Genomic DNA, 21,327 nt, shown 5'->3' with positions numbered 1-21,327 from the left:
TCCCCATAATCACTTGAATATTCCCAACCAATACCCAATTTTATCACTGACAAGAAAATTATAGAACAAGTGTTCGAAAAAGTAAAGTATTTGACTATCAACCACTTGCTGTATTCGTTACCAGTAAGCAGTATAATAGTGAGTTTGCTTATGACTTTTATAAGTAATAAATAATAGCAGCCTAATTTTGGGGAACGGAACAGACATTATGCCTATTGACGCACAAGCTTTAACCATTCAGATTGGTGCGCGAACGCTGTTAAATCCTACCGATTTTCACGTCACAAAGGGAGATAAGATCGGTTTAGTCGGCAGAAACGGCGCAGGCAAAACTACGCTTACTCGCGTTATTACAGGAGACATGCTGCCAGCAGGAGGCTCGGTTAGAGTTAGTGGAGGTTTAGGCTACTTACCTCAAGACACACACGCAGCAGACCCAGAACAAAGCGTTATAGATCGCATTATGAGTGCTCGAGATATTGCTTCTATCGTTTCGCGTATTCGCAAAGCGGAAAAAGAAATGACAGATCCAGATCCAGACATAATGACTAAAGCTATGAACCGCTACGACAAAGCAATGCAAGATTTTGAAAAAGCAGGCGGTTATTCAGTGCAATCTGAAGCAATATCGATGGCAACAAGCTTGGGACTTCCACAAGAAGTTATGCAACAAGCTTTAGGCACACTTTCAGGTGGTCAACGTCGCCGCATAGAACTTGCTAGAATTCTGTTTTCTGACGCAGACACATTAATTCTCGATGAGCCTACAAACCACTTAGACGCAGACTCAATAATATGGCTTCGCAATTATCTTAAACGATTTGAAGGTGGTTTCCTAGTAATTTCTCACTCCACAGAATTACTAGACGAAGTAGTAAACAAAGTATGGCATTTAGATGCTCAACTTGCAAAAATAGACATGTACTCAATGGGCTGGAAAGCATACTTGCATCAGCGCGTAGTGGACGAAGAAAGACGTCGTCGCGAACGAGAAGTTGCAGAAAAGAAAGCTGAACGCCTTATGAAACAAGGCATTCGCTTGCACGCAAAAGCTACAAAAGCAGTTGCTGCTCAAAACATGATGCGAAGAGCTGAACGCTTATTAAGCGAAACAAGTGAAGCTCAAAAACAAGAAAAAGTTGCAGATATTCGTTTTCCAGAACCAGCTGCATGCGGAAAAACTCCAATTATGGCAAAAGATATTTCCAAAGCGTATGGTTCTAATATTGTTTTCGCTGGAATTAATCTTGCTATAGACAAAGGTTCACGTGTTGTCATTCTAGGCTATAACGGTGCTGGAAAAACAACAACATTACGAATTTTGGCAGGAGAAGAAACAGCAGATACTGGTGAAGTTCAATACGGACACGGATGCAAAATCGGTTATTTTGCACAGGAACACGATACATTAGACTTGGATTCTACAGTTTTGGAAAACCTTCAGCATGTTGCACCAAACCTGGATGACACACAAGCACGTTCTATGCTTGGCAGCTTCCTGTTTTCTGGCGACGACGCAATGAAGCCTGCCAGAGTGCTTTCAGGTGGCGAAAAAACACGTCTGGCACTTGCAACACTAGTAACTTCCAAAGCCAATGTGCTACTGCTGGACGAACCTACTAACAACTTGGACCCAGCATCTCGAGATGAAATACTTAAAGCTATTGCAAAATATGAGGGAGCAATCGTTCTTGTTACACACGATGAAGGTGCAGTTCAAGCCTTACAACCTGAGCGAGTGCTACTCATGCCTGATGGCGACGAAGACTTGTGGAATGACGAATATCTCGATTTAGTTGCCGAAGAGTAAAATGTTGAACTGAATTACTTGAATTGTACAATAGAATGGTTAAGCAGTGATTTCAACATACGCGTCTAAGACTTTGCCAAATACGACGAATAGTGCCAACAGCCGTATAAGCAATCAAATTGACAATCATTGCATAAAACGTGCGCTACATTTTTTGCGAATACCATTCATCGTAATAATTCTTATAACCTTATTTGAATGTTCTATTGGAAATCTGCCATTTTGGAGCAGTGTTACAGGAAGCACAGATAGCATTTCTGCGCACAACGATATAGGTTCTGGAATTAGACGCTTAGATTCTGGCGGCATTCTTATAACGGATCCTTCAGAAGCATATTTAGAAGTAACATCCGACGGAAGTTCGCCTTATATTCGCTTAGAGCCTGCAATTATTAAAAAGAAAAGCAAAAATAATAATCTTATTTCAAACATCAATGTTTTAGTTGAAGCAAACAAATACTTAAGCAAACCTCAAAGCACAAACACTGCTTCTTTAGACCCATCTTTGCTTAAACTTCCAAAACAAGCAGTAGGAAAATCTTGCATTGTAAGAGTATGGCTGCAACATCCAATAGGATCAATATTAAATATTGAAGACTCAAGAGCAAACGTTCGAGTGCCTTTTAGGTGGTCATGGGGTCGCGTATTAATACTTGCTCTTTTTGCATTTCTTGTTACGCTTTGGAATCCTTGGTCCAAGCTTTGGAAAATTAAACTCAACACTCATAGTCTTATTCAACGTTGCTGCTTTGCTGCTTCTCTTCTTCCATTTATTGCTGTTGGTTTAATAACTATTTTTTGGAATTTACGAAACGCAACTCCTATGCATTTTTACACAAACGGTAATTATGCATATGATTTTGATCAATATGCCCACACTGCAGACGCATTGTTAAAAGGTCAAGTGCATTTAAATCTTCCTGTTCCTAATGAGTTAGAACACTTGCAAAATCCTTACGACCCTACGGCTAGAAATAATTTGTTAAACCACTCAGTACAGCATATGTATTGGGATTACGCATACTACAAAGGTCACTGGTACTCCTACTTTGGAGTTCTTCCAGCAATATTGCTATTTTTGCCTTATCGCATTATTTCAAGACTATGGACTCCTGAAGGCTCTATGCTTCCAACAACAGTAGCTACGATAATATTCTTAATTGGTTTTCTTATCGCAGGCTCCCTATTGGTTATTCGAATTATTGAGCAGACTTCAAAAAAAGTATCTTTAGGAACGACATCTATTGTTCTTACTTTATTCTTCATTACTTCAAATACAGTGTATTTGTGGTTTAGAACGTCATTTTATTCCGTACCTATGGCAGCCTCACTTTTCTTCACATCTCTTGGATTGTGGTGCTACCTAGGTTTTAATAGAACACACTCTTTGCTAAATATTGTTTTAGGTTCTTTCTTTATTGCATTAAATTTAGGATGCAGACCTACTTTTTCTATAGCTGTTCTTTTTGCACTTCCTGCAATTTATTCACACATAGAAAAAGATTTACCAAATATTTTGCGCAACTGGAAACAAGTTTCTTCATGGTATAAGCCTTTTAAATATTTTGCAGCTTGGATACTACCATGCATAATTACTGCAATTCCATTTGGTATTTATAATCTTTTGCGCTTTGGCTCACCGTTAAATTTTGGCAATGAGTATCAAATAACTATTACTGACATGACGACTATGCGCTTGCCGTCACAAAATATTTTGCCGTCTATTTTTAGCTATATTGCGCTACCTTTGCGTTTTATTCCAACTTTTCCTTGGATTGGTATTCAGCCTATCGCATTTGACCGTTGGCAATATGCAGAGCCTATGATTGGCGGAATGCTTACACTTTCACCATTAGCATTGGTTGGTATAGTATGCGTATTTATTATGAAAAAACACTGCCGTACGCATATTGCTTGGCGCACAAGCGTAATAGCTATAATAGTTGGGCTTGTTCTTATTGTTTTTGACAGTTTAAAAGCTGGTATCGGATGGAGATATATTGCTGATTTTGCATGGGCTTTTGCCATAGCTGCCGCAATTGGAATTAGCTTGCTTTTAGAGTATGCGTCCACCTTGCAATCAGAAAATTCTTTACATAAAAAAACTATTGCTTACACAATACGCTTACTTGTAGCAGTATTGCTATTTGCTTCTATTGCTATTGCTGTACTCAGTTGGTTTGTTACAGGACGTGAAGACAGCACGCTTCGTTTTAATCCAAACTTATGGTTCGCGTTTAGAAGTTGGATGACATTGTTTTAAATAATTATTTATATAATTACTATTCTTCTAACAATGCATCTACAGTTCGAAGAAGCGCATGTAATCCGCTAATAAACTGTTGCGGCTCTGGCAATAATGACAATGCTAAATACCCATTAACTGGCATATCGAAATAATATCCAGGTTGAGAAACTAGATTATAATCTTTCATCAATCTCAAAGCTAATACATCATCGTCAATGCAAGATGGTACACGCAATAAAATATTCCATCCGCCTTCTGCACGCAACGCGCTAACACAGCATTTAGGCGTGGATACCAATGTTTCTCGAAGCGTATGCAGATTATTAATAACACGATTCCGTACAATAGCGCTTTGAGAAGATGCATATTGCAATAATTCTGGTATTCGCTCAGAAACAGTATTACCAATAGGCAAAAAATCATCCGCTATAACGTCAAGCCTTTTTTGTGCTTCATAAACATCATCTTTAGGACCTGAAACTTCAATCCAACCAACTTTGGCGTGAGGAGCAGCAAGCATTTTGGAGAATCCATCAAGCGCAAAAACTAAAGTAGAAGATTCTCCAGCAAAACGAGCATTGCCAGCAAAAGATTCAAGCGAATATTCATAAAATACTTCGTCTGCAATAATCGCAACACCATTATCACGACATAATTGCAATAGTATTTCACGTTCTTCAGGCTTAACATATGAGCCTGTAGGATTATTTGGATTAATAAGCACAAGAGCTTTAATACGCAAAGACGCATCTTCTAAAAGTTCTCTAACACGCGCAATATCAATAGTCCAAGAACCATCATAGTGCAAAGGATACGGTATTGCATTCACGCATTGCAAGCGTGCAATAGACTCTATAAGAGGATATCCAGGAGTTGGTCCCATAACAGCATCCCCTGCATCGCATAAAAGCATCATAAGCCATGCGTAAGCTTGAGAAGTTGAAGAAAGCACATAAAGCTGATCTGGATTAAGCTTTGGTGGAACAGACTTTTCAGTGCGGTTATCTCGCTTATTGATGAAGTTTGAAAGAATATCGCGAATTTCCTTAGGACCTCTAGGGTCTGCTGTGTAACATCCGCTTAAACATTGAGGAGCTAAGCCGTGAGACGTTGGATTGGAATCGTTTAATTTAGTAAGCTTTACGCCATTAAAAATAGCTTTTCGCTGAGCTAAAATAATAGGATTTGGCTCACTCACATCTACTCTAGAAGAAAATCGCACGAAACTACCCTAACACTTGGCATAACAAAAGCTGGGCTGCAGCATAAACTGCTCACCCAGCTCAATAGATAACAAATAATATTTAGTTATTTTTTAGTTTTGCTGCATTTTTTGCATTGCATAGTAAGCTGCACCAATAATTCCAGCCTCATTATGCAATGTTGCAACAACAATAGGAGTTTTAATATCGATATGCGGCAAGAACTTTTCGCTTACGCGGCTAACACCACCACCGACAACAAACAAATCTGGGTTGAAATACTTTTCCATCAAGCCGTAGTACTTAGTCAAACGCTTAGCCCACTTCTTATAGCCCATATCCAACTTTTCACGAACAGAAGAAGCAGCGTACTTTTCAGCATCGCCTTTACCTTTTTCAAGCTGAATATGACCAAGCTCAGTGTTTGGAATAAGCACACCGTTGTAAATCAAAGCCGTGCCAATACCAGTGCCCAGAGTAGTAGCAATAACCAAGCCATCCTTGTCTTTTGCTGCACCAAAACGCTGCTCAGCTAAACCAGCAGCATCGGCATCGTTAACTACTGTTACAGGACGACCACAAGCCTCGCTAAAGACTTCAGTAACATCAACACCAATCCAAGACTGGTCAAGATTTGCCATAAAATCAAGCTTCTTACCAGGCTTAATTGGAGCAGGGAACGCAATTCCAACAGGAACATCTGCAGGTACTTCAAAATGTTCAAGCTGCTGACGAACAATATCTGCAACTGCTTGAGGCGTAGAAACCGCAGGAGTGAGAATTTTGTATCGAGGTTCTGCGAACTCTCCCTTTTCCAAATTTACTGGAGCAGCCTTAATACCGGATCCACCAATATCGACGCCAAATGCTTGTGCAGTGTCAATCATTTCACTAACACTCCCCTCTGAATGTGTGCTGTATGGACAATTACCAGTATTCTATCGTATATCTGATACGACACGCTTACTGTTTACTAACTTCTACTTCAACGAAGGCATAGGTTTCCAGTCTTGATCGTGCAAAATTTTTCGAGAATCAATCCAACCGGTAAACAATTTACCAATACCCGAAATAATATGCTCACGATCGACAGCAATCAAACGAATAATCTCTTTAGCAGCTGTTAAAGCAGTTCCAAGCGCAAACATAAACGGACGAAAATCACCATAAACCATAAAGTAGCGAGCCATAAAGCCTCTATTTCGCATAATATGATAACGATTCATGTCAGATGTTGAATTTAGCTGACGCACTCCTGCAATATCCCAATTAGGAATATCACGAGTGCGACGAAGAATAATATCCGGAACAACAATAGGGTTAGTAACCTTACTCGCAAGATACCCGTAAGTAGTATCATCCCAGTAAATAAAGTAGCGCGAATCCGGGAAGCCGATTTTTTCAACTATATCTCGACGAATCAAGCCGCCCTCAAAACACATCGTATTCATAACTTTGTATCCAGCTCTGCCGAAAGCAGCAGGAGCAATAGGATTTGGAATACCAAGCGGAACCAAAAAATCATACTGCCAGTAGAAATTACCGCCGTCGTAATCTAAACGACTTCCTTGAACAACAGCGTGACGCTTAGTCCAAGGAGCAAGACGCTCAATAGATTCAGGCACTGTTTCAACATCGTCATCCATAACCCAGAACCACTTAGCTCCAAGTTCATAAGCTTTTTTAACACCAGCACTAAAACCGCCAGCACCACCAAGATTTTCATCTTGCGGAGCATACACAACATGAAGTTCATTGCCTTCACAATCTTTTTGAGCTTTACCCCAACGATTAGTTAAAGAAGCTTCAAGACGAGCAACCATTTCGCCGGTTTTGTCACTGCACTCATTGTCAACAACGACAATACGCCAAGGGCATTCTTTTAAACATTCAAACGAATGGAATAAATTCTCCAAAAGCTCTTGACGCTTATAAGTGACAACAACAATAGCTAATTTATCAATGCTAGTTGCGTTATTAGTACTAATTTTTTTTGATGCACTCGTATTGCTCATACTTGTATTCTCGCACCTACCCTCGCCACACAATTATCACAACAATGTTCTTAGCATGAGATACAAAAGAATAGTTAGTTTCAGGGAAGGTGAAAATCCTTACTGGCGGTAACAAAATACGTGTTTCATGCGTTTTTGAAGCCCGCGAGCGGCTTACGAGCTGCTGATTCGGTTAAATTCCGAAGCCAACGGTTACAGTCCGGATGAAAGAAACGGAGAGCCATCATGGGCATTTCTAATACAAATAATCACCAAACTTATGCAAAGAATTCTAACTGGTCTAGTGAAAAAATAGCAAAATACGCTCTATTCGTGGCACTTTCAATGGCTGTAAGTTTCATAGAATTTCCACTTATTCCAGACCTCAGCTATCTTAAATACGATCCTTCTGGAATCGTGTGTCTCGTAGCAGGATTCGCGTATGGTCCTGCAGCTGCAGCAATCGTAAGCATACTCGGCTTTGCACCACACTTATTTACCAATCCACTCGGCACAGTTATGGCAGTGCTAGTATCTTTAGGAGCTAGCGTTACAGCAGCAATCGTATACAAAAAAATGCATACCAAAAAAGGCGCAATCATTGCACTTTTGGCAGGCTCGATTGTTGCTATTGCTCTTGCAATAGGTGGAAATCTTGTTATTACTCCTCTTTACGCTCACATAACTGTTTCGCAGGTTGCGGCTCTTATTCTTCCAGCATTACTGCCATTTAATATTATTAAACTTGCTTTGCACGTAGTAGTAACTATGCTTATTTACAAACCAATTTCTAACCTGCTACACGAAAATAAATAATTATCCCAAACGGAATAGTTATGCATAATATCAGCACAAGTAATAGCATAAACGAAGCTAAGAAGCACATGATTGAAAACAATTCGCAAGTAGTGTTGCGAAATATTTGCTTTAGCTACGATGATGGAAAAACTTGGACGCTTAATAATTTAAGTCTTACAATTAATCCTGGCGAACGCGTGGCAATTGTGGGATTAAACGGTTCTGGTAAATCAACCTTAGCAAAAATTATTGCAGGTTTAACAGCTCCAGATAGCGGTTATGTTACATTGTGCGGCGAAAAAGTTTTTGAAAATACTACTGCTTGTGCTGAATCATATAAAAATGCACGAAAATATATTGGTGCACTTTTCCAAAGTCCTGAAGACCAGATTATTACCACAATTACTGAAGAAGATGTTGCTTTTGGACTAGAAAATTTGCAATTCCCTCAAAAAGCAATGTATAAGCGTATCAGTGAAGCTTTAAAAACTGTTCACATGGAAGATAAGCGTTACGCTGACCCTAGCACTATGAGCGGCGGACAGCAGCAACGAGTAGCTTTAGCAAGTGCTATTGCTATGAATTCTAAACTGCTTGTTCTTGACGAACCTACTTCTATGCTCGACTCGTTCGCACGTAAAGACGTTGATGCTTTATTTGATAATTTGCACAAAAATGGCACTACTATTGTTCAAATTACACATAATTTTGAGGAATGCAAACGAGCCAATCGCATACTCCTACTAGAAAATGGCATACTGAAAGAAGTAAGCTTTAATGGTTTAAAAACTTACTTTTCTAATATTGAGTTGGCTAATAATCATGTAACTAAAATTAGCGAGAACAAGAACTTAACAGATAGCAGATTCAAAGAAAATAAGTCAGATCTCGCTGTGGAAATTTCCGGACTAACTGTTCAATATGATAAAACTTCTCCAGCTGTTATTGACGATTATTCACTCACTGTTAAAAGTGGCGAAACAGTTGCAATAATGGGCGAAAACGGCTGCGGTAAATCAACTCTTGCTAAAACAATGTGTGGATTGTTAAAAGCCAATTCAGGAAATATAACAGTACATGGCATATCTGTTAGAGGTAAAACTTCTAGAATAATACGACAAAAACTACATCAAACAATTGGCTACGTTATGCAACTGCCAGAACAACAGCTTTTTGCTGATACAGTACGGAACGATGTCGCTTATGGGCCAAAAAATTTTGGGCTGAAAGGCAATGCTCTCAAAGAACGTGTGGATGAAACCCTACGCTTATTGAACCTTGAGAATTTGGCTGAAAAATCACCTTTTGCGCTTTCTGGAGGTCAGCAGCGTCTTGTTGCAATAGCTGGCGTTTTAGCTTGCAAGCCACGCGTACTCGTACTGGATGAGCCAACAGCTGGATTAGATTTTGAAGCTTCGTTGCGTATTCGAAAAATTCTTGGAATGCTACATAATCAAGGTGTAACCATAATACTTATTACGCATAATCTTCAAGAAGCAGAAGATTTAGGCGCAAGATTAGTAACATTAAAAGCAAACAACAAAGCAAGCAACACAGCAAAAAATACTGAAAATAACAAAAACAAAGAAAGTTCCACAAAAGCAAAAACAACTTCGCTACTTCAATCTTTTGACCCACGCGCGACGCTGCTATCATGCTTTATTCTTATGCTAAGTGCTTTTAGTATTACTAACTACATACAGTTAGCTATTCTTGCTTTTGTAACATTTACTCTAACTGTTGCCGCAAAAATACCATTTATTAAGCTTATTTCTTCACTGCACATGATTATTGCAATATTTGTTTTCTCTGGATTACTTAACATTCTGGCAGTGCGAACCGGCACAGTGCTAGCAAATATTGCAACTATTCCTATTACAACTGACGGAATTAATTACGCAATACTTTTTGCAACACGATTCTCGCTTGTTATTATCATTGGAGCAGTTCTAGTACTAACAATGAGTCAAACAACGCTTAACGAATCTTGCACACGATTACTATCACCACTTCGACATATTGGAATACCAACGCAAGAAATAGCACTTATTATGAGCCTAGCACTACGGTTCTTGCCAACACTTAGTGTAGAGGCGCACTCTGTGGCACTAGCGCAAATCGCTCGAGGAAGTAGCATTCGAGATGGTTCTTTTAAACAACGAGTACACGCCATAACAGCTTTAATTGTGCCAGGTTTTGCAGGAGTAATTCGCCATGCTGACATTCTTGCGCTCGCATTAGATGCACGCTGTTACACGCCTGGAGCTGAAAGAACTCACTTGCACTCATGGAAAATGCGTATAAAAGATGTACTGCTATTAGTAGTTACTCTTGGTGTTGTAAGCGCGATTATTGTGTGCAAAATGCTACCTTTGTAATAAAAAATTTTGAAAATATTTCACCTTTTGCAGCAAGCGCAATAAATACGGAATAACTACGGAATAAATGCGCAATAAATAAATTTGTATTATCACATGCAACAATTCGCAATATACTGTATAATCCGTTAAGCACTATGTAATTTATGTAATATTTGCGTTATAAAACTTGCATTTGAAAGGACTCCTTATGGCATTGACAAAGAAGCAGATTAAGCAGCTTCGCGCGCTCGCTAATACGCTTAGCCCACTTTTATACGTTGGCAAGAACGATATTACTGATGCAGCTGTGAAGCAAGCAGACGAAACCATGCAGTACCACGAGCTCATGAAGTGTGCTGTGCAAGATGGTTCCGGATTAAGCGCCAAAGAAGCTGCTGATGCACTTGCTCAAAAGCTCGGTGCCGAAGTCGTGCAAGTAATCGGCAATCGTTTTGTTTTGTTCCGCGTATCCCCATTAGACAGCGTTGAACACATTATGCTTGTGCGTGAATAAATGAATAAAACATTTACGAATTAGTTTTATTATTTTTATTTTCAGAATTGTGAAGAATGGCACGGATTTGAGATAAGCGTTGAGTAAGCTCATGCTCGTAGCCACGATTCGACGGCTGATAGTATTCGCGACCAACTAGCTCATCTGGCATATACTGTTGCGATGCCACAGCACCCGGATAATCGTGAGCATACTTGTACCCGTCATGGTTTCCCCAACTTTTCATCAAAGCAGTCGGGGCGTTGCGTAAATGAAGAGGCACTTGACCAATATTTCCAGCATCAACGTCTTGCAAAGCCTTATTAATAGCGTTATAGCTTGCGTTTGATTTAGGAGCAGTTGCTACAGCAATCACAGCTTCAGAAAGAATAATGCGCGCTTCCGGCATGCCGATTAAAGCAACAGCTTGAGCTGCAGCAACAGTTACTTGCAAAATTTGCGGAGCTGCCATACCAACTTCTTCTGCAGCAGCAATCATAATTCGCCTGGCAATAAAACGCGGGTCTTCCCCAGCTCTAAGCATTCGCGCTAAGTAATGCAAAGAAGCGTCAACATCACTTCCACGCATCGATTTAATAAAAGCAGAAATCACATCGTAATGATCGTCGCCATCTTTGTCGTAACGAACTGTAGTAGTATCCATTACGTTAGAAACAATATCAGCAGTAATTACAGGCTTCTTTTTGCCGTGCTGTAACGCAACATCTCCTGTTACTGCCCCTGCAGCCGCCTCTAAAATGGTGAGAGTTTTACGAGCATCTCCCCCACTTAAACGAATAATAGAATCAATAGCGTCATCGTTGATTTTAAGCTGATTATTAAGACCGTTTTCGCTAGTTAGCGCACGTTCAATAAGCGTATGCAAATCTTCAACGCTAAGCGACGCAAGTTTAACAACTACTGATCTGCTAAGTAACGGCTTAATGATTGAAAAGCTTGGGTTTTCGGTAGTAGCACCAATAAAAGTTACGTCGCGATTTTCAACGCTTGGAAGCAAAGCATCCTGCTGAGATTTAGAAAAACGGTGAACTTCGTCAATAAATAAAACTGTTTCTTGACCATTACTCACTAAACGCTCATGCGCTCGATCAAGTACCGCACGAACGTCTTTAACTCCGGACGTTACAGCAGAAAGCTCTTCAAACACTCGACCAGACTGACGAGCAACAATATAAGCGAGCGTAGTCTTACCGACTCCCGGAGGACCAAACAACACAACAGAACTTGGAGCAGTAAGAGAACCTTTAGATTGCGGATTTGCAAGCCTACGCAAAGGCGAACCTTCTTTTAGAGCATGCGACTGCCCTAGCACGTCTTCAATACTGCTCGGGCGCATACGCACTGCCAGCGGACGAGTTACATCACTCGGCACGCTACTTGCTGCAAATAAATCCTGCTCCATAAATACCAGCTTACACTACATATAGAACAAACGTTCGATTGCATTTTGCGTCTTGCATTTCGCATTCTGTTAGCACATTTTTAAAAATCACACGTGCGAAACTTGGTAATCGAAGAACACAACTTCACCTTCATCTTGCGTTGTATCTAAATCGACAACGCCAGTAATAGCCCAATTATGATCCCCGTCTGAATCGTCAATAATTTGCCGAACTTTCCAAGAATGCTCACTTTTTTCTAGAGAATCATCCAAAATAAACAAGTCGCCACTACGAGCTTTAGCATCTATACCAACATACTCGTGCTCATCATAATAGTCGTCAAGCACATCATTCCACTCATGAACGCCGTAACCCCAAGCTTTGTCAAGCTCTCCTAAAGTATCCGCATCTTCCAAATCCATAAGCTGCACGCGGCGGAACATTGCGTTTCTAATCAACACAATAAGTCCACGACGATCCTCAACAACAGACTCAGCAGTTGAAGGTGCAGCCGTAGTTACTGCACTAGCTTCAGCGTCAGACCCTCCTGCGCTCTCCCACTCGTCAACAAGACTTGAGTCAATAGAGCGCACAACAAGACGAAGCCACGAAATAATGTCACGCAATTCTTCGTTAAACATATCTTCTGGCACAGTGCGAGCAAGCGAACGGTAAGCGTCCGAAAGATAGCGAAGAAGCGTTCCCTCACTTCTAGCAATGCCATAGCGCGAAATATATCCAGTAAAATCGGAAGCAGTTTCAACCATGTCTCGAAGCACAGATTTAGGCTTAATCCAGTAGTCGTTTGCCCAAGGAACATCCTTGCGATATTGTGCAAAAGCAGGCTCAAGCAAATCTCCAAGAGGCTTAGGGTAACTGACTTCCGCCAAGCGTTCCATGCGCTCCTCGTAGTCAACGCCATCATCTTTCATGCCAGCCATTGCAGCGTCGCGAGCTTTGCGCTCTTGAGCACGAAGCACAGGCTTAGGGTCATCCAAAGTTGCTTCAACCATAGAAATTACGTCAAGCGCGTAGCTTTGAGATTCTGGGTCAAGAAGTTCCAAAGCTGCGAGCAAGAACGGAGAAAGCGGCTGATCTAGAGCAAAACCCTCTGGCATAGCAACATCAAGATCATAATCGCAAGAACCATCCGAAAACTCTCTGCATTCAATCACTTGAGTATCGAGCAGAGTTTGGAAAATATCGTTGCAACGCTCAAGCAATTTCTCTTTATCTTGCGGCTTTTGTGCACTATCTTCAATAAGTTTTTCAACGCGTGCTCTAGCGTCTCCGCCTTGCGTAACTTCGTTCAAAATCATTGAATGCGTTACAACCATATGCGGATTCAAAGTTTCTGGAGCACTTTCAATAAGCTTAGTAAACGTTGGCTCGCCCCAAACTACAAATCCTTCTGGAGCCTTCTTACGCTTAACTTTTTTAAGCTTTTTAGGGTCATTGCCAGCTTTTGCAACAGCGCGCGCGTTTTCAATCTCGAACTCTGGAGCCTCTGCAACTACTAAGCCCTCTGTATCAAACCCCATTCTGCCTGCACGACCTGCAATTTGATGAAACTCGCGAGCGCGAAGCTTGCGACTACGATTCCCATCAAACTTTGTTAGCGCTGTAAGCACAACAGAGTGAATTGGCACATTAATGCCAACGCCGAGAGTGTCTGTGCCGCAAATAACTGGTAGCAGTCCTTGCTGAGCCAGCTGTTCGACAAGTCTGCGGTAGCGCGGAAGCATGCCAGCATGATGCACTCCAACGCCGGTTCTAAGTATTCTTTGCAAAATTTTGCCGAAACCTGTAGTAAATTTAGTACCTTTAATGGCTTGAGCAATTTTGTCTCGCTGCTCTTTGCTTGAAACTCCCGTACTTGCGAGCGCTTGCGCTGTTTCAAGAGCTGCATCTTGCGAAAAATGAACTACGTAAATTGGCGTTAAACCCTTGTTAAATAAGAGTTCTACAGTTGTTGCAAGCGGCTTATCTGTGTACTCGTATTCGAGCGGGATTGGTCTTGGAGCGTCTGCAATAATATCTACGTTTCTTTTTGTTGATTTTTCTAAGCGTTCCGCAATATCCGTTACGTCTCCAAGAGTTGCACTCATAAGTAAGAATTGCGTATTTGGAAGTGTAAGCAGCGGAACTTGCCAAGCCCATCCACGCTCTGGATCACCATAGTAGTGGAATTCGTCCATTGCAACGCAATCAACTTCAGCATTTACGCCTTCACGTAAAGCTTGATTTGCTAAGATTTCCGCCGTGCAGCAGATTATTGGAGCATCCGCATTAATATGCGAGTCGCCTGTAATCATACCAACGTTGTCACGCCCAAAAATAGCTACTAAATCGAAGAATTTTTCGGATACGAGAGCTTTAATTGGCGCAGTATAGTAGGAGCGTCTGCCGGTGGCGAGTGCTGTGAAATGCATGCCGAGTGCTACTAGAGATTTTCCAGAACCTGTTGGAGTGTTTAAAATAACGTGGTCTCCTGCAAGCAAATCCATGATGGATTCTTCTTGATGCGGCCACAAATCTACATGTTTGTTATCTTTAACCCAATCAACAAATGCTTGAAAAATCTCATCTTCGCTAGCATGATGCAAATCGAAAGCTAACTCGCTCAAACCAGCCATATACGCTCCTACTTTACTTAACACCAACTTACTTGTGACTTAATCGCGCTTTATTTGCGCTTCTTCTTATCTCGTACTTTTACGGAGATTTGAATAGGAGTTCCCTCGAATCCAAATTCTTCTCGAAGTGATCGCTCAATAAAGCGACGGTATCCGTGCTCTAAGAAGCCGGTTGTGAATATTACGAAACGCGGAGGACGCGTAGAAGCTTGCGTAGCAAATAAGATTCGCGCTTGCTTTCCACCTCGCAAAGGATGCGGATGAGCAGACTGAATACGACCTAAGAAAGCGTTGAGCTTGCCTGTAGGAATACGCTTATCCCAGCTGTCTAAAGCTGTTCGCATAGCGCGCGCAAGACGATTCGTATGCCATCCTGTTTTTGCGGAAAGATTTACGCGCTCAGCCCAAGTTACGCGCTCAAACTCAGTTTTCCACAAGCGTTCCATACGTTGTCTGGAAAATTCGTCCATCAAGTCCCACTTGTTAAACACAAGTACGATTGCGCGACCCGCGTCTACAGCCTGGCTCATAACTTTCAAATCCTGCTCTGCAATAGGCTGGGAAGAATCGAAAAGAATCAAAGCAAGTTCCGAGCGTTCAATCGCAGCTTGCGTACGAAGTGAAGAATAGTATTCAGCACCCGTAAGCTTGTGCTGCCTGCGCTTAATACCAGCAGTGTCAATAAACAGCCAATCCTCGCCGTCAACTCGCACAACCTCATCAACAGGGTCACGAGTAGTTCCAGCCAAATCGTTTACAACAGATCGCTCTTCATGAGCTAAATGATTCAAAAGCGAAGACTTACCAACGTTTGGACGACCTACTAAAGCAACTCTGCGAAGTCCTTCTGGAGTTAAGAATCCTGAAGTTTTATTCGCTTTCTTCAAAGAATTGAGAGCTGCATCAAGCAAATCTCCAACGCCTCTGCCGTGCATTGCAGAAATTCCGTAAGGCTCACCCATTCCGAGCTTCCAAAACTCTGCAGTCAAATACTCGCTTCTAGCATCGTCAACCTTGTTAACTGCCAGAGTAATAGGCTTACCTGCAGCGCGAAGCATTGAAACAATACGCTCGTCTGTAGCTGTTAAACCAACTTGACCATCTACTAGGAAAATCACAGCATCGCTTAAACGCACTGCTACTTGCGCTTGTTGAGCAATAGAAGAATCGATGCCTTCAACATCTGCTTCCCAGCCGCCAGTGTCAACCAGCTTGAAGTTGGTTCCAGCCCACTCAGCGTCGTAGCTTACGCGATCTCTCGTAACACCTGGAGTATCTTCTACAACAGCTACACGATGACCCAAAATACGATTTACAAGCGTTGATTTTCCAACGTTTGGTCGACCTATAATGGCGATTACTCCAACAGCTTTAGAGTCTTTTGCATCGTCTTGACTTACTTCGCCGCCTCGAAGAAACGCACGGTCTTCATCGTCAAGATCGTAGCCTTCAAGATTAGCAGCATAGCGGTCGTACTCATCTTGCTCGATAGCAGCGTCAACCATTTCAACAAGAGCATCGAGAGTCTGCTCAAAAGTCAAATCAGAATTATCTAGCGTTGTAACACCGTCTGCTGCTTGAAGAAAATGCGTAACTTTAGCATCTTTAGCGTCACGAGCGCGAATATCGTCTTCTTCAGATTCATTATTTTTAGATTCATTATTTTGCAAATTTTCTTGCGCAATATTCTGCTTGTTTCTGCGAGCTTGACGCACTTCTTCGCGTGCAGTAAGAAGCACTCGAACTTGAGCATTAGGAGCAACAACAGTAGTAATATCGCGTCCTTCTGCAACTATTCCCTCTCCGCCTGAGAAAGAATCTTCATCTGACTCTGAAGCAATATACGCTCGCTGAGCAGCAATAAGCATACGGCGAACTACAGGAATCGAAGATACAGTAGACACATGCGAAGAAACTTCGCTGGAACGCAATTCTTCGCTAATATCTTCACCTTCGACAGTCACTACAGGATTCTTAGGATCAACACTAAAGTCAGCGTCACTTTCAGTAAATAAGGCTCCAACAGCTTCAATGATTTGATTAAAACGTTCAGTATCCGCTGGATTTACAGGATTTCCTTCTTCATCCAATTCAAGCTTCGTGCTTAAGTCAATACCTTGTTTCAAGCACCACCAAGCAGCAGCTCTATACATTGCACCCGTATCTAAATACGCAAAACCGTAGTATTGTGCTAAAGCACGAGAAGTAGAAGACTTACCTACTCCTGCTGGTCCATCAATTGCTACACAAATCACAGGCCAACCTCCTTAGAAAGCGAACGCACTTCTGTTTGAGAAAGCACGCGATACGATCCAGCTTTTAAGTCACCCAATTTAATAGGGCCAATTTGCGTACGAACAAGACGCTTTACAGGGTATCCTACGGCTCCAAAAATCCTGCGAACAATACGATTTTTGCCAGAATGCAACACAACTTTTACCATGGTTGTGTCGTGATTCTGGTCGATTATTGCGCAGCGGTCGAGCTTAATCCAACCATCTTCAAGATTCACGCCTTGCGAAACCAAGCGGCGGCAAACCATACCGTTGATTTTGCCTTCAACAGTTGCAATATAAGTTTTCTCAACCTCATACTTTGGGTGCATTACGTGCTGGCTTAGCTCGCCATCGTTGGTCATTAAAATAAGACCTTCAGAATCGTAATCCAAGCGTCCCATGTGGAAAATTCGCTCGTACTTGTCTCCAACAATATCTCTTAAAGTAAAGCGACCTTTTGGATCGTCCATTGCGCTAAGAACTCGCTTAGGCTTATGCAATGCGAGCGTTACTAGCTTTGTGTTGAACTTTACGCGAGATCCATCAACGCGCACTTTTTGACGTTTTGGATCTACTCGAGTACCAAGTGTTGTAACCAATTCGTCGTCTACTTCAACACGCCCGTCAAGAATAATCTCTTCACACTTGCGTCTTGAACCAAATCCCGCTTCAGCAAGCAGCTTCTGCAGTCGAATGGCGTTGTTGTCATCTGAATGCGCCTGATTGGCGCGGGAATATGCGTTTGGCATCGTTCTCCCAACGTGACCTAAAGAATTACATACATACTTGCGCCAGAATTTACTCAAGAATACGCAGTATAAGCAATTCATTACTCATTAACTTACTAATGCATGTGGCAATTTATTAAATTTTCAATAAATCAAAAAACACCACGTCTTTCTATGTTACCGTATGGCATAGCCGTGATAATATAGCCTAGGTTTCATTGTGTTGCAATCATTAACAAAGCGGCACAACTAAAATTAAGGAAAGTTATGATTAAAACTACAGATACACCGCGCAGCACAACTAAAACTGCTGCGCCACTTATTGTTCGTATTGGTACTGAATTTATTGCTACAGCTTTAGCGATGTTCGTTGTTTACACTTTTTATTCTCTTACTACCGTAATGTACGGAATCAACGTTTTAATGATTGCTGCCGGCACTGGTATCGCTTATGCTGCAGCGACATATATTGCATCTAAAGTTTCTGGAGGCCACCTTAACCCTGCAGTAACAGTTGCTTCGATGCTTACTGGACGCACTTCATACACTGCAGGATTATGCTACATTGTTGCCCAAGTTCTTGGTGCTATTGCAGCTGCAGGATTGTTCATTCTTATTATTCCTCAGCAGAATTCAAGCATTAATCCATCACAAGTTGGCCAAGGCTCAGGTTTTGACAAAAAGTATTGGTTTGTTTCAATAGTAAACGGATTCGAAAAGGCATCTCTTTCTGCACGTCAACTAAAAGAAATAAACTTGTCTTTCGGAATAGTATCTGCGTTATTAGTTGAAGTTATTGCTGTTATTTTGATTGTTGCCACTGCATTGCGCAGCACAGACCATGAAGGTAATACTAAATGCGGTTATGCAACACACATCGGTATTGCATACGCAGCTGGCGCTTTCATTACATATCAAATTACAGGAGCTGGTTTGAATCCTGCTCGTTCTACCGGCATTGCATTATTCGCAAACTCTCATGATTTGGAAGTTAAACCACTAAGTCAATTGTGGGTATTCTGGATTGCTCCAATTTTTGCTGCAGCGCTTGTTAGCCTAGTTTTGCTATTAACAAAGCTTCTTTCAAACTCAGCACAAAAACCTGCTGTATCAAATGAAACAAATCCTGCACCAATACAAAACTTTGCAGACACAAAAGCAGATGCTCCTGTAGCACCAGATATGAGCTATGAATACGTTCAAAACGTATCTGACAATAACGTTGCGAACAATCTTTAAGAATAAAATTATAGCAAAAATATAATTGAAGCGTATGTTATAAGCAAACCTATGCCGAGCGTAATACTGATGAAAGAATCAAAGCCAACTGAGCGAACTTTCCAAGGACTACGCTGACGCATAATTAAGCGCATAACTCCTAGAAGTACAGCCGTCACAGAAATAACAACTGTGGCGGCTTTTACATATCCTATAAATGCCAATAATGCGCAAAGTCCAATAATAATTGCTACAATCCATTCAGCATAAGGTTTACCCTCACGTTTTTCCGACACGTACGGATGTTCCGTTTTAGTGCTTCTAGTCTGATGCTCACTATCTGTCATACTTGTATCATACCTGCTCCGCGATAAGAAAACATGAGTTGTTTTAGGTACTAACACAAAGATGCAGCGCTTGAAGTACACAAACGCTGCATCCATAATATTGATTAATTTATTTGTCTATGAATCTTAGCTAAAGCAATTTTAGTGGAAGAAGTGACGAGTACCGGTAGTGTACATCGTTACACCAGATTTGCGCGCAGCTTCGAACACTTCTTCGTCGCGAATAGAGCCACCAGGCTGCACGATTGCGCGAACGCCAGCTTCAATCAAAATTTGCGGACCGTCAGCGAATGGGAAGAAAGCATCCGAAGCCGCAACAGCTCCACGAGCACGTTCAGCACCATCAGCCAAAGTATTCGCACGTTCAACAGCCAAATGGCACGAATCCACGCGATTAACCTGCCCCATACCAATGCCAACAGTAGCATTATCATGCGCAAGTAGAATTGCGTTAGACTTTACACAACGAAGCGAACGCCAGGCAAATTGCAAATCGCGCAAAGTATCAGCATCAGCAGGATCTCCAGAAACAAGCGTCCAGTTTTCAGGATTATCACCAACTGCATCAATCTTATCTGCAGACTGAACTAAAGCACCGCCGTCAATAGGATGAACTTGCAAACCTAAAACTGGCGGAGTTGCAACCTTCAAAATGCGGAGGTTCTTTTTTTTAGTGCGAAGCAATTCCAAAGCTTCAGGCTCATAGTCTGGAGCCACAATAACCTCTGTGAAAATTGGACGCACACTTTCTGCCATTTCTAAAGTGACTGTAGTATTTGAAGCAATCACACCACCGTAAGCACTTACAGGATCGCAAGCGTGAGCTTTCTTGTGAGCTTCAGCTGCATTAGTTCCAATAGCTAAACCGCATGGATTATTATGCTTGCAAACAGCAACTGCAATTTGTGGAGCAAAATCCCAAACCGCACGCCAAGCAGCATCCGCATCCACATAATTGTTGTAGCTCATAGGTTTTCCGCCAAGAAGCTCAGCTTGAGCTAAACCGCCCTTATGCAGAGGATCTAAATACAATCCTGCTTGCTGATGAGGGTTCTCGCCATATCGAAGCGTATGCTCTAAGCTCCAAGTGCGCGTGTAGTTTGCAGGAAGCTTTACAGATTCAGCATTTTTACTATCTTCTTCATCATTTGTGTTCAAACTTTCAGGCTTCTGCCATGCTTTACTTGTCCACTCAGATATAGAAGCATCGTAAGCTGCTGTATGAGCAAATGCTTTACCAGCCAAATATTCGCGCTCTTGCAAATTAAAGCCTTCACCTGAAACGATTCTATTAGCTAAAAGCTGGTAATCTGCAGGATCTGTAATAACGGCAACAGACTTATGATTCTTTGCTGCAGCACGAATCATAGAAGGTCCACCAATATCAATTTTTTCAATAATTGCGTCACTATCAGCACCGCTCATTACAGTGTCTACGAACGGATACAAATTAACTACTACAGCATCAAACGGCTTTATGTTTAGCTTTTCAAGTTGCTTTACATGATCAGCATTACTCATATCTGCAAGAATTCCAGCGTGAATATGCGGATCTAAAGTCTTCACCCTTCCATCAAGACTTTCTGGGAAACCAGTAACGTCAGAAACTTCAGTAACACGAACGCCAAGTTCCGCCAATTTAGCAGCAGTAGAGCCGGTTGAAACTACTTCAGTATCAGCCTTTCTAAATGCTTCAGCTAATATTTCAAGTCCTTCTTTATGAAAAACTGAAACAAGAACTCTACGAATTTGCCTTTCACCTGTGGTTATCAGCACATTTGCGTTTGATTCTTTGCTCTGTGTCTGTTGCACGG

The 21,327-nt window shown here is 41.6% G+C and carries 15 protein-coding genes and 1 riboswitch; of the genes, 6 read left to right on the top strand and 9 right to left on the bottom strand.

Features of this window, described 5'->3' with window-relative positions; all coding sequences use genetic code 11:
• Positions 1–208 precede the first annotated feature (208 nt).
• Together HXT32_RS02565 and HXT32_RS02560 are read left to right on the top strand one after the other, a co-directional pair.
• The gene (locus tag HXT32_RS02565) at positions 209–1,810 is read left to right on the top strand and encodes an ABC-F family ATP-binding cassette domain-containing protein (protein ID WP_012914200.1); all 1,602 of its coding nucleotides are present in this window, start codon (positions 209–211) and stop codon (positions 1,808–1,810) included.
• Positions 1,811–1,856: 46 nt separating this feature from the next.
• Entirely contained in the window at positions 1,857–4,073 is a 2,217-nt protein-coding gene (locus HXT32_RS02560; RefSeq protein WP_050770711.1) for a hypothetical protein, read from the top strand.
• Between the two features lie 19 nt (positions 4,074–4,092).
• Here the strand turns inward: HXT32_RS02560 and HXT32_RS02555 are convergent, their stop codons facing one another.
• The 3 genes from HXT32_RS02555 to HXT32_RS02545 form a co-directional block, all read right to left on the bottom strand.
• Positions 4,093–5,280, bottom strand: coding sequence for a pyridoxal phosphate-dependent aminotransferase (locus HXT32_RS02555; RefSeq protein ID WP_004108878.1), 1,188 nt, complete (start codon positions 5,278–5,280; stop codon positions 4,093–4,095).
• A gap of 93 nt (positions 5,281–5,373) precedes the next feature.
• Positions 5,374–6,147, bottom strand: coding sequence for a polyphosphate--glucose phosphotransferase (ppgK, locus tag HXT32_RS02550; protein WP_004108876.1), 774 nt, complete (start codon positions 6,145–6,147; stop codon positions 5,374–5,376).
• Positions 6,148–6,240: 93 nt separating this feature from the next.
• The gene (locus HXT32_RS02545; RefSeq protein ID WP_004108875.1) at positions 6,241–7,275 is read right to left on the bottom strand and encodes a glycosyltransferase; all 1,035 of its coding nucleotides are present in this window, start codon (positions 7,273–7,275) and stop codon (positions 6,241–6,243) included.
• 72 nt (positions 7,276–7,347) lie between these two features.
• A riboswitch (FMN riboswitch) is annotated at positions 7,348–7,494 on the top strand.
• 6 nt (positions 7,495–7,500) lie between these two features.
• On the opposite strand from HXT32_RS02545, the gene HXT32_RS02540 reads away from it, so the two are divergent.
• The 3 genes from HXT32_RS02540 (at position 7,501) to HXT32_RS02530 (ending at position 10,926) form a co-directional block, all read left to right on the top strand.
• Positions 7,501–8,070, top strand: a complete 570-nt coding sequence (locus tag HXT32_RS02540; RefSeq protein WP_004108872.1) for an ECF transporter S component — start codon at positions 7,501–7,503, stop codon at positions 8,068–8,070.
• 20 nt (positions 8,071–8,090) lie between these two features.
• Positions 8,091–10,430, top strand: coding sequence for an energy-coupling factor transporter ATPase (locus tag HXT32_RS02535; RefSeq protein WP_116994702.1), 2,340 nt, complete (start codon positions 8,091–8,093; stop codon positions 10,428–10,430).
• 190 nt (positions 10,431–10,620) lie between these two features.
• A complete protein-coding gene (locus tag HXT32_RS02530) occupies positions 10,621–10,926 on the top strand; it encodes a YhbY family RNA-binding protein (RefSeq protein WP_004108863.1) in 306 nt (101 codons plus the stop codon).
• A gap of 13 nt (positions 10,927–10,939) precedes the next feature.
• Here HXT32_RS02530 and HXT32_RS02525 read toward each other — a convergent pair whose 3' ends face one another.
• The 4 genes from HXT32_RS02525 to HXT32_RS02510 all read right to left on the bottom strand — a co-directional run bounded on the left by HXT32_RS02525 (position 10,940) and on the right by HXT32_RS02510 (position 17,969).
• Positions 10,940–12,328, bottom strand: coding sequence for a replication-associated recombination protein A (locus tag HXT32_RS02525; protein WP_004108860.1), 1,389 nt, complete (start codon positions 12,326–12,328; stop codon positions 10,940–10,942).
• Positions 12,329–12,415: 87 nt separating this feature from the next.
• Positions 12,416–14,944, bottom strand: coding sequence for a DEAD/DEAH box helicase (locus HXT32_RS02520; protein WP_004108857.1), 2,529 nt, complete (start codon positions 14,942–14,944; stop codon positions 12,416–12,418).
• A 50-nt stretch (positions 14,945–14,994) separates the two neighbouring features.
• A complete protein-coding gene (der, locus tag HXT32_RS02515) occupies positions 14,995–17,199 on the bottom strand; it encodes a bifunctional cytidylate kinase/GTPase Der (protein ID WP_004108854.1) in 2,205 nt (734 codons plus the stop codon).
• Positions 17,196–17,969: a pseudouridine synthase gene (locus tag HXT32_RS02510; protein ID WP_004106562.1), complete on the bottom strand. Its 774-nt coding sequence runs from the start codon at positions 17,967–17,969 to the stop codon at positions 17,196–17,198. The genes der and HXT32_RS02510 overlap by 4 nt, the downstream gene beginning before the upstream one ends.
• A gap of 246 nt (positions 17,970–18,215) precedes the next feature.
• Between HXT32_RS02510 and HXT32_RS02505 the strand changes: the two genes are divergently transcribed.
• A complete protein-coding gene (locus tag HXT32_RS02505) occupies positions 18,216–19,187 on the top strand; it encodes an MIP/aquaporin family protein (protein WP_422119029.1) in 972 nt (323 codons plus the stop codon).
• An 8-nt stretch (positions 19,188–19,195) separates the two neighbouring features.
• Here the strand turns inward: HXT32_RS02505 and HXT32_RS02500 are convergent, their stop codons facing one another.
• Positions 19,196–19,513 (bottom strand): hypothetical protein, encoded by a 318-nt coding sequence (locus tag HXT32_RS02500; RefSeq protein WP_012914210.1) that lies wholly within the window; start codon positions 19,511–19,513, stop codon positions 19,196–19,198.
• A gap of 141 nt (positions 19,514–19,654) precedes the next feature.
• Positions 19,655–21,325: a bifunctional phosphoribosylaminoimidazolecarboxamide formyltransferase/IMP cyclohydrolase gene (purH, locus tag HXT32_RS02495; protein WP_004108847.1), complete on the bottom strand. Its 1,671-nt coding sequence runs from the start codon at positions 21,323–21,325 to the stop codon at positions 19,655–19,657.
• Between the last annotated feature and the right edge of the window lie 2 nt (positions 21,326–21,327).

Source organism: Gardnerella sp. DNF00747, from assembly GCF_049262675.1.
GTDB classification, from domain to species: domain Bacteria; phylum Actinomycetota; class Actinomycetes; order Actinomycetales; family Bifidobacteriaceae; genus Bifidobacterium; species Bifidobacterium swidsinskii.
Note: the sequence above shows the minus strand (reverse complement) of the source record. Positions and strands in the feature narration are given on the sequence as shown.

What these genes read in the sequence shown, in the direction of transcription:
- HXT32_RS02530 (WP_004108863.1), top strand. Translation starts at nt 10,621, where the DNA reads ATGGCATTGACAAAGAAGCAGATTAAGCAGCTTCGCGCGCTCGCTAAT.
- HXT32_RS02525 (WP_004108860.1), bottom strand. Translation starts at nt 12,328, where the DNA reads ATGGAGCAGGATTTATTTGCAGCAAGTAGCGTGCCGAGTGATGTAACT.
- HXT32_RS02540 (WP_004108872.1), top strand. Translation starts at nt 7,501, where the DNA reads ATGGGCATTTCTAATACAAATAATCACCAAACTTATGCAAAGAATTCT.
- HXT32_RS02500 (WP_012914210.1), bottom strand. Translation starts at nt 19,513, where the DNA reads ATGACAGATAGTGAGCATCAGACTAGAAGCACTAAAACGGAACATCCG.
- HXT32_RS02535 (WP_116994702.1), top strand. Translation starts at nt 8,091, where the DNA reads ATGCATAATATCAGCACAAGTAATAGCATAAACGAAGCTAAGAAGCAC.
- HXT32_RS02520 (WP_004108857.1), bottom strand. Translation starts at nt 14,944, where the DNA reads ATGGCTGGTTTGAGCGAGTTAGCTTTCGATTTGCATCATGCTAGCGAA.
- ppgK (WP_004108876.1), bottom strand. Translation starts at nt 6,147, where the DNA reads ATGATTGACACTGCACAAGCATTTGGCGTCGATATTGGTGGATCCGGT.
- HXT32_RS02505 (WP_422119029.1), top strand. Translation starts at nt 18,216, where the DNA reads ATGATTAAAACTACAGATACACCGCGCAGCACAACTAAAACTGCTGCG.
- HXT32_RS02565 (WP_012914200.1), top strand. Translation starts at nt 209, where the DNA reads ATGCCTATTGACGCACAAGCTTTAACCATTCAGATTGGTGCGCGAACG.
- HXT32_RS02545 (WP_004108875.1), bottom strand. Translation starts at nt 7,275, where the DNA reads ATGAGCAATACGAGTGCATCAAAAAAAATTAGTACTAATAACGCAACT.
- HXT32_RS02510 (WP_004106562.1), bottom strand. Translation starts at nt 17,969, where the DNA reads ATGCCAAACGCATATTCCCGCGCCAATCAGGCGCATTCAGATGACAAC.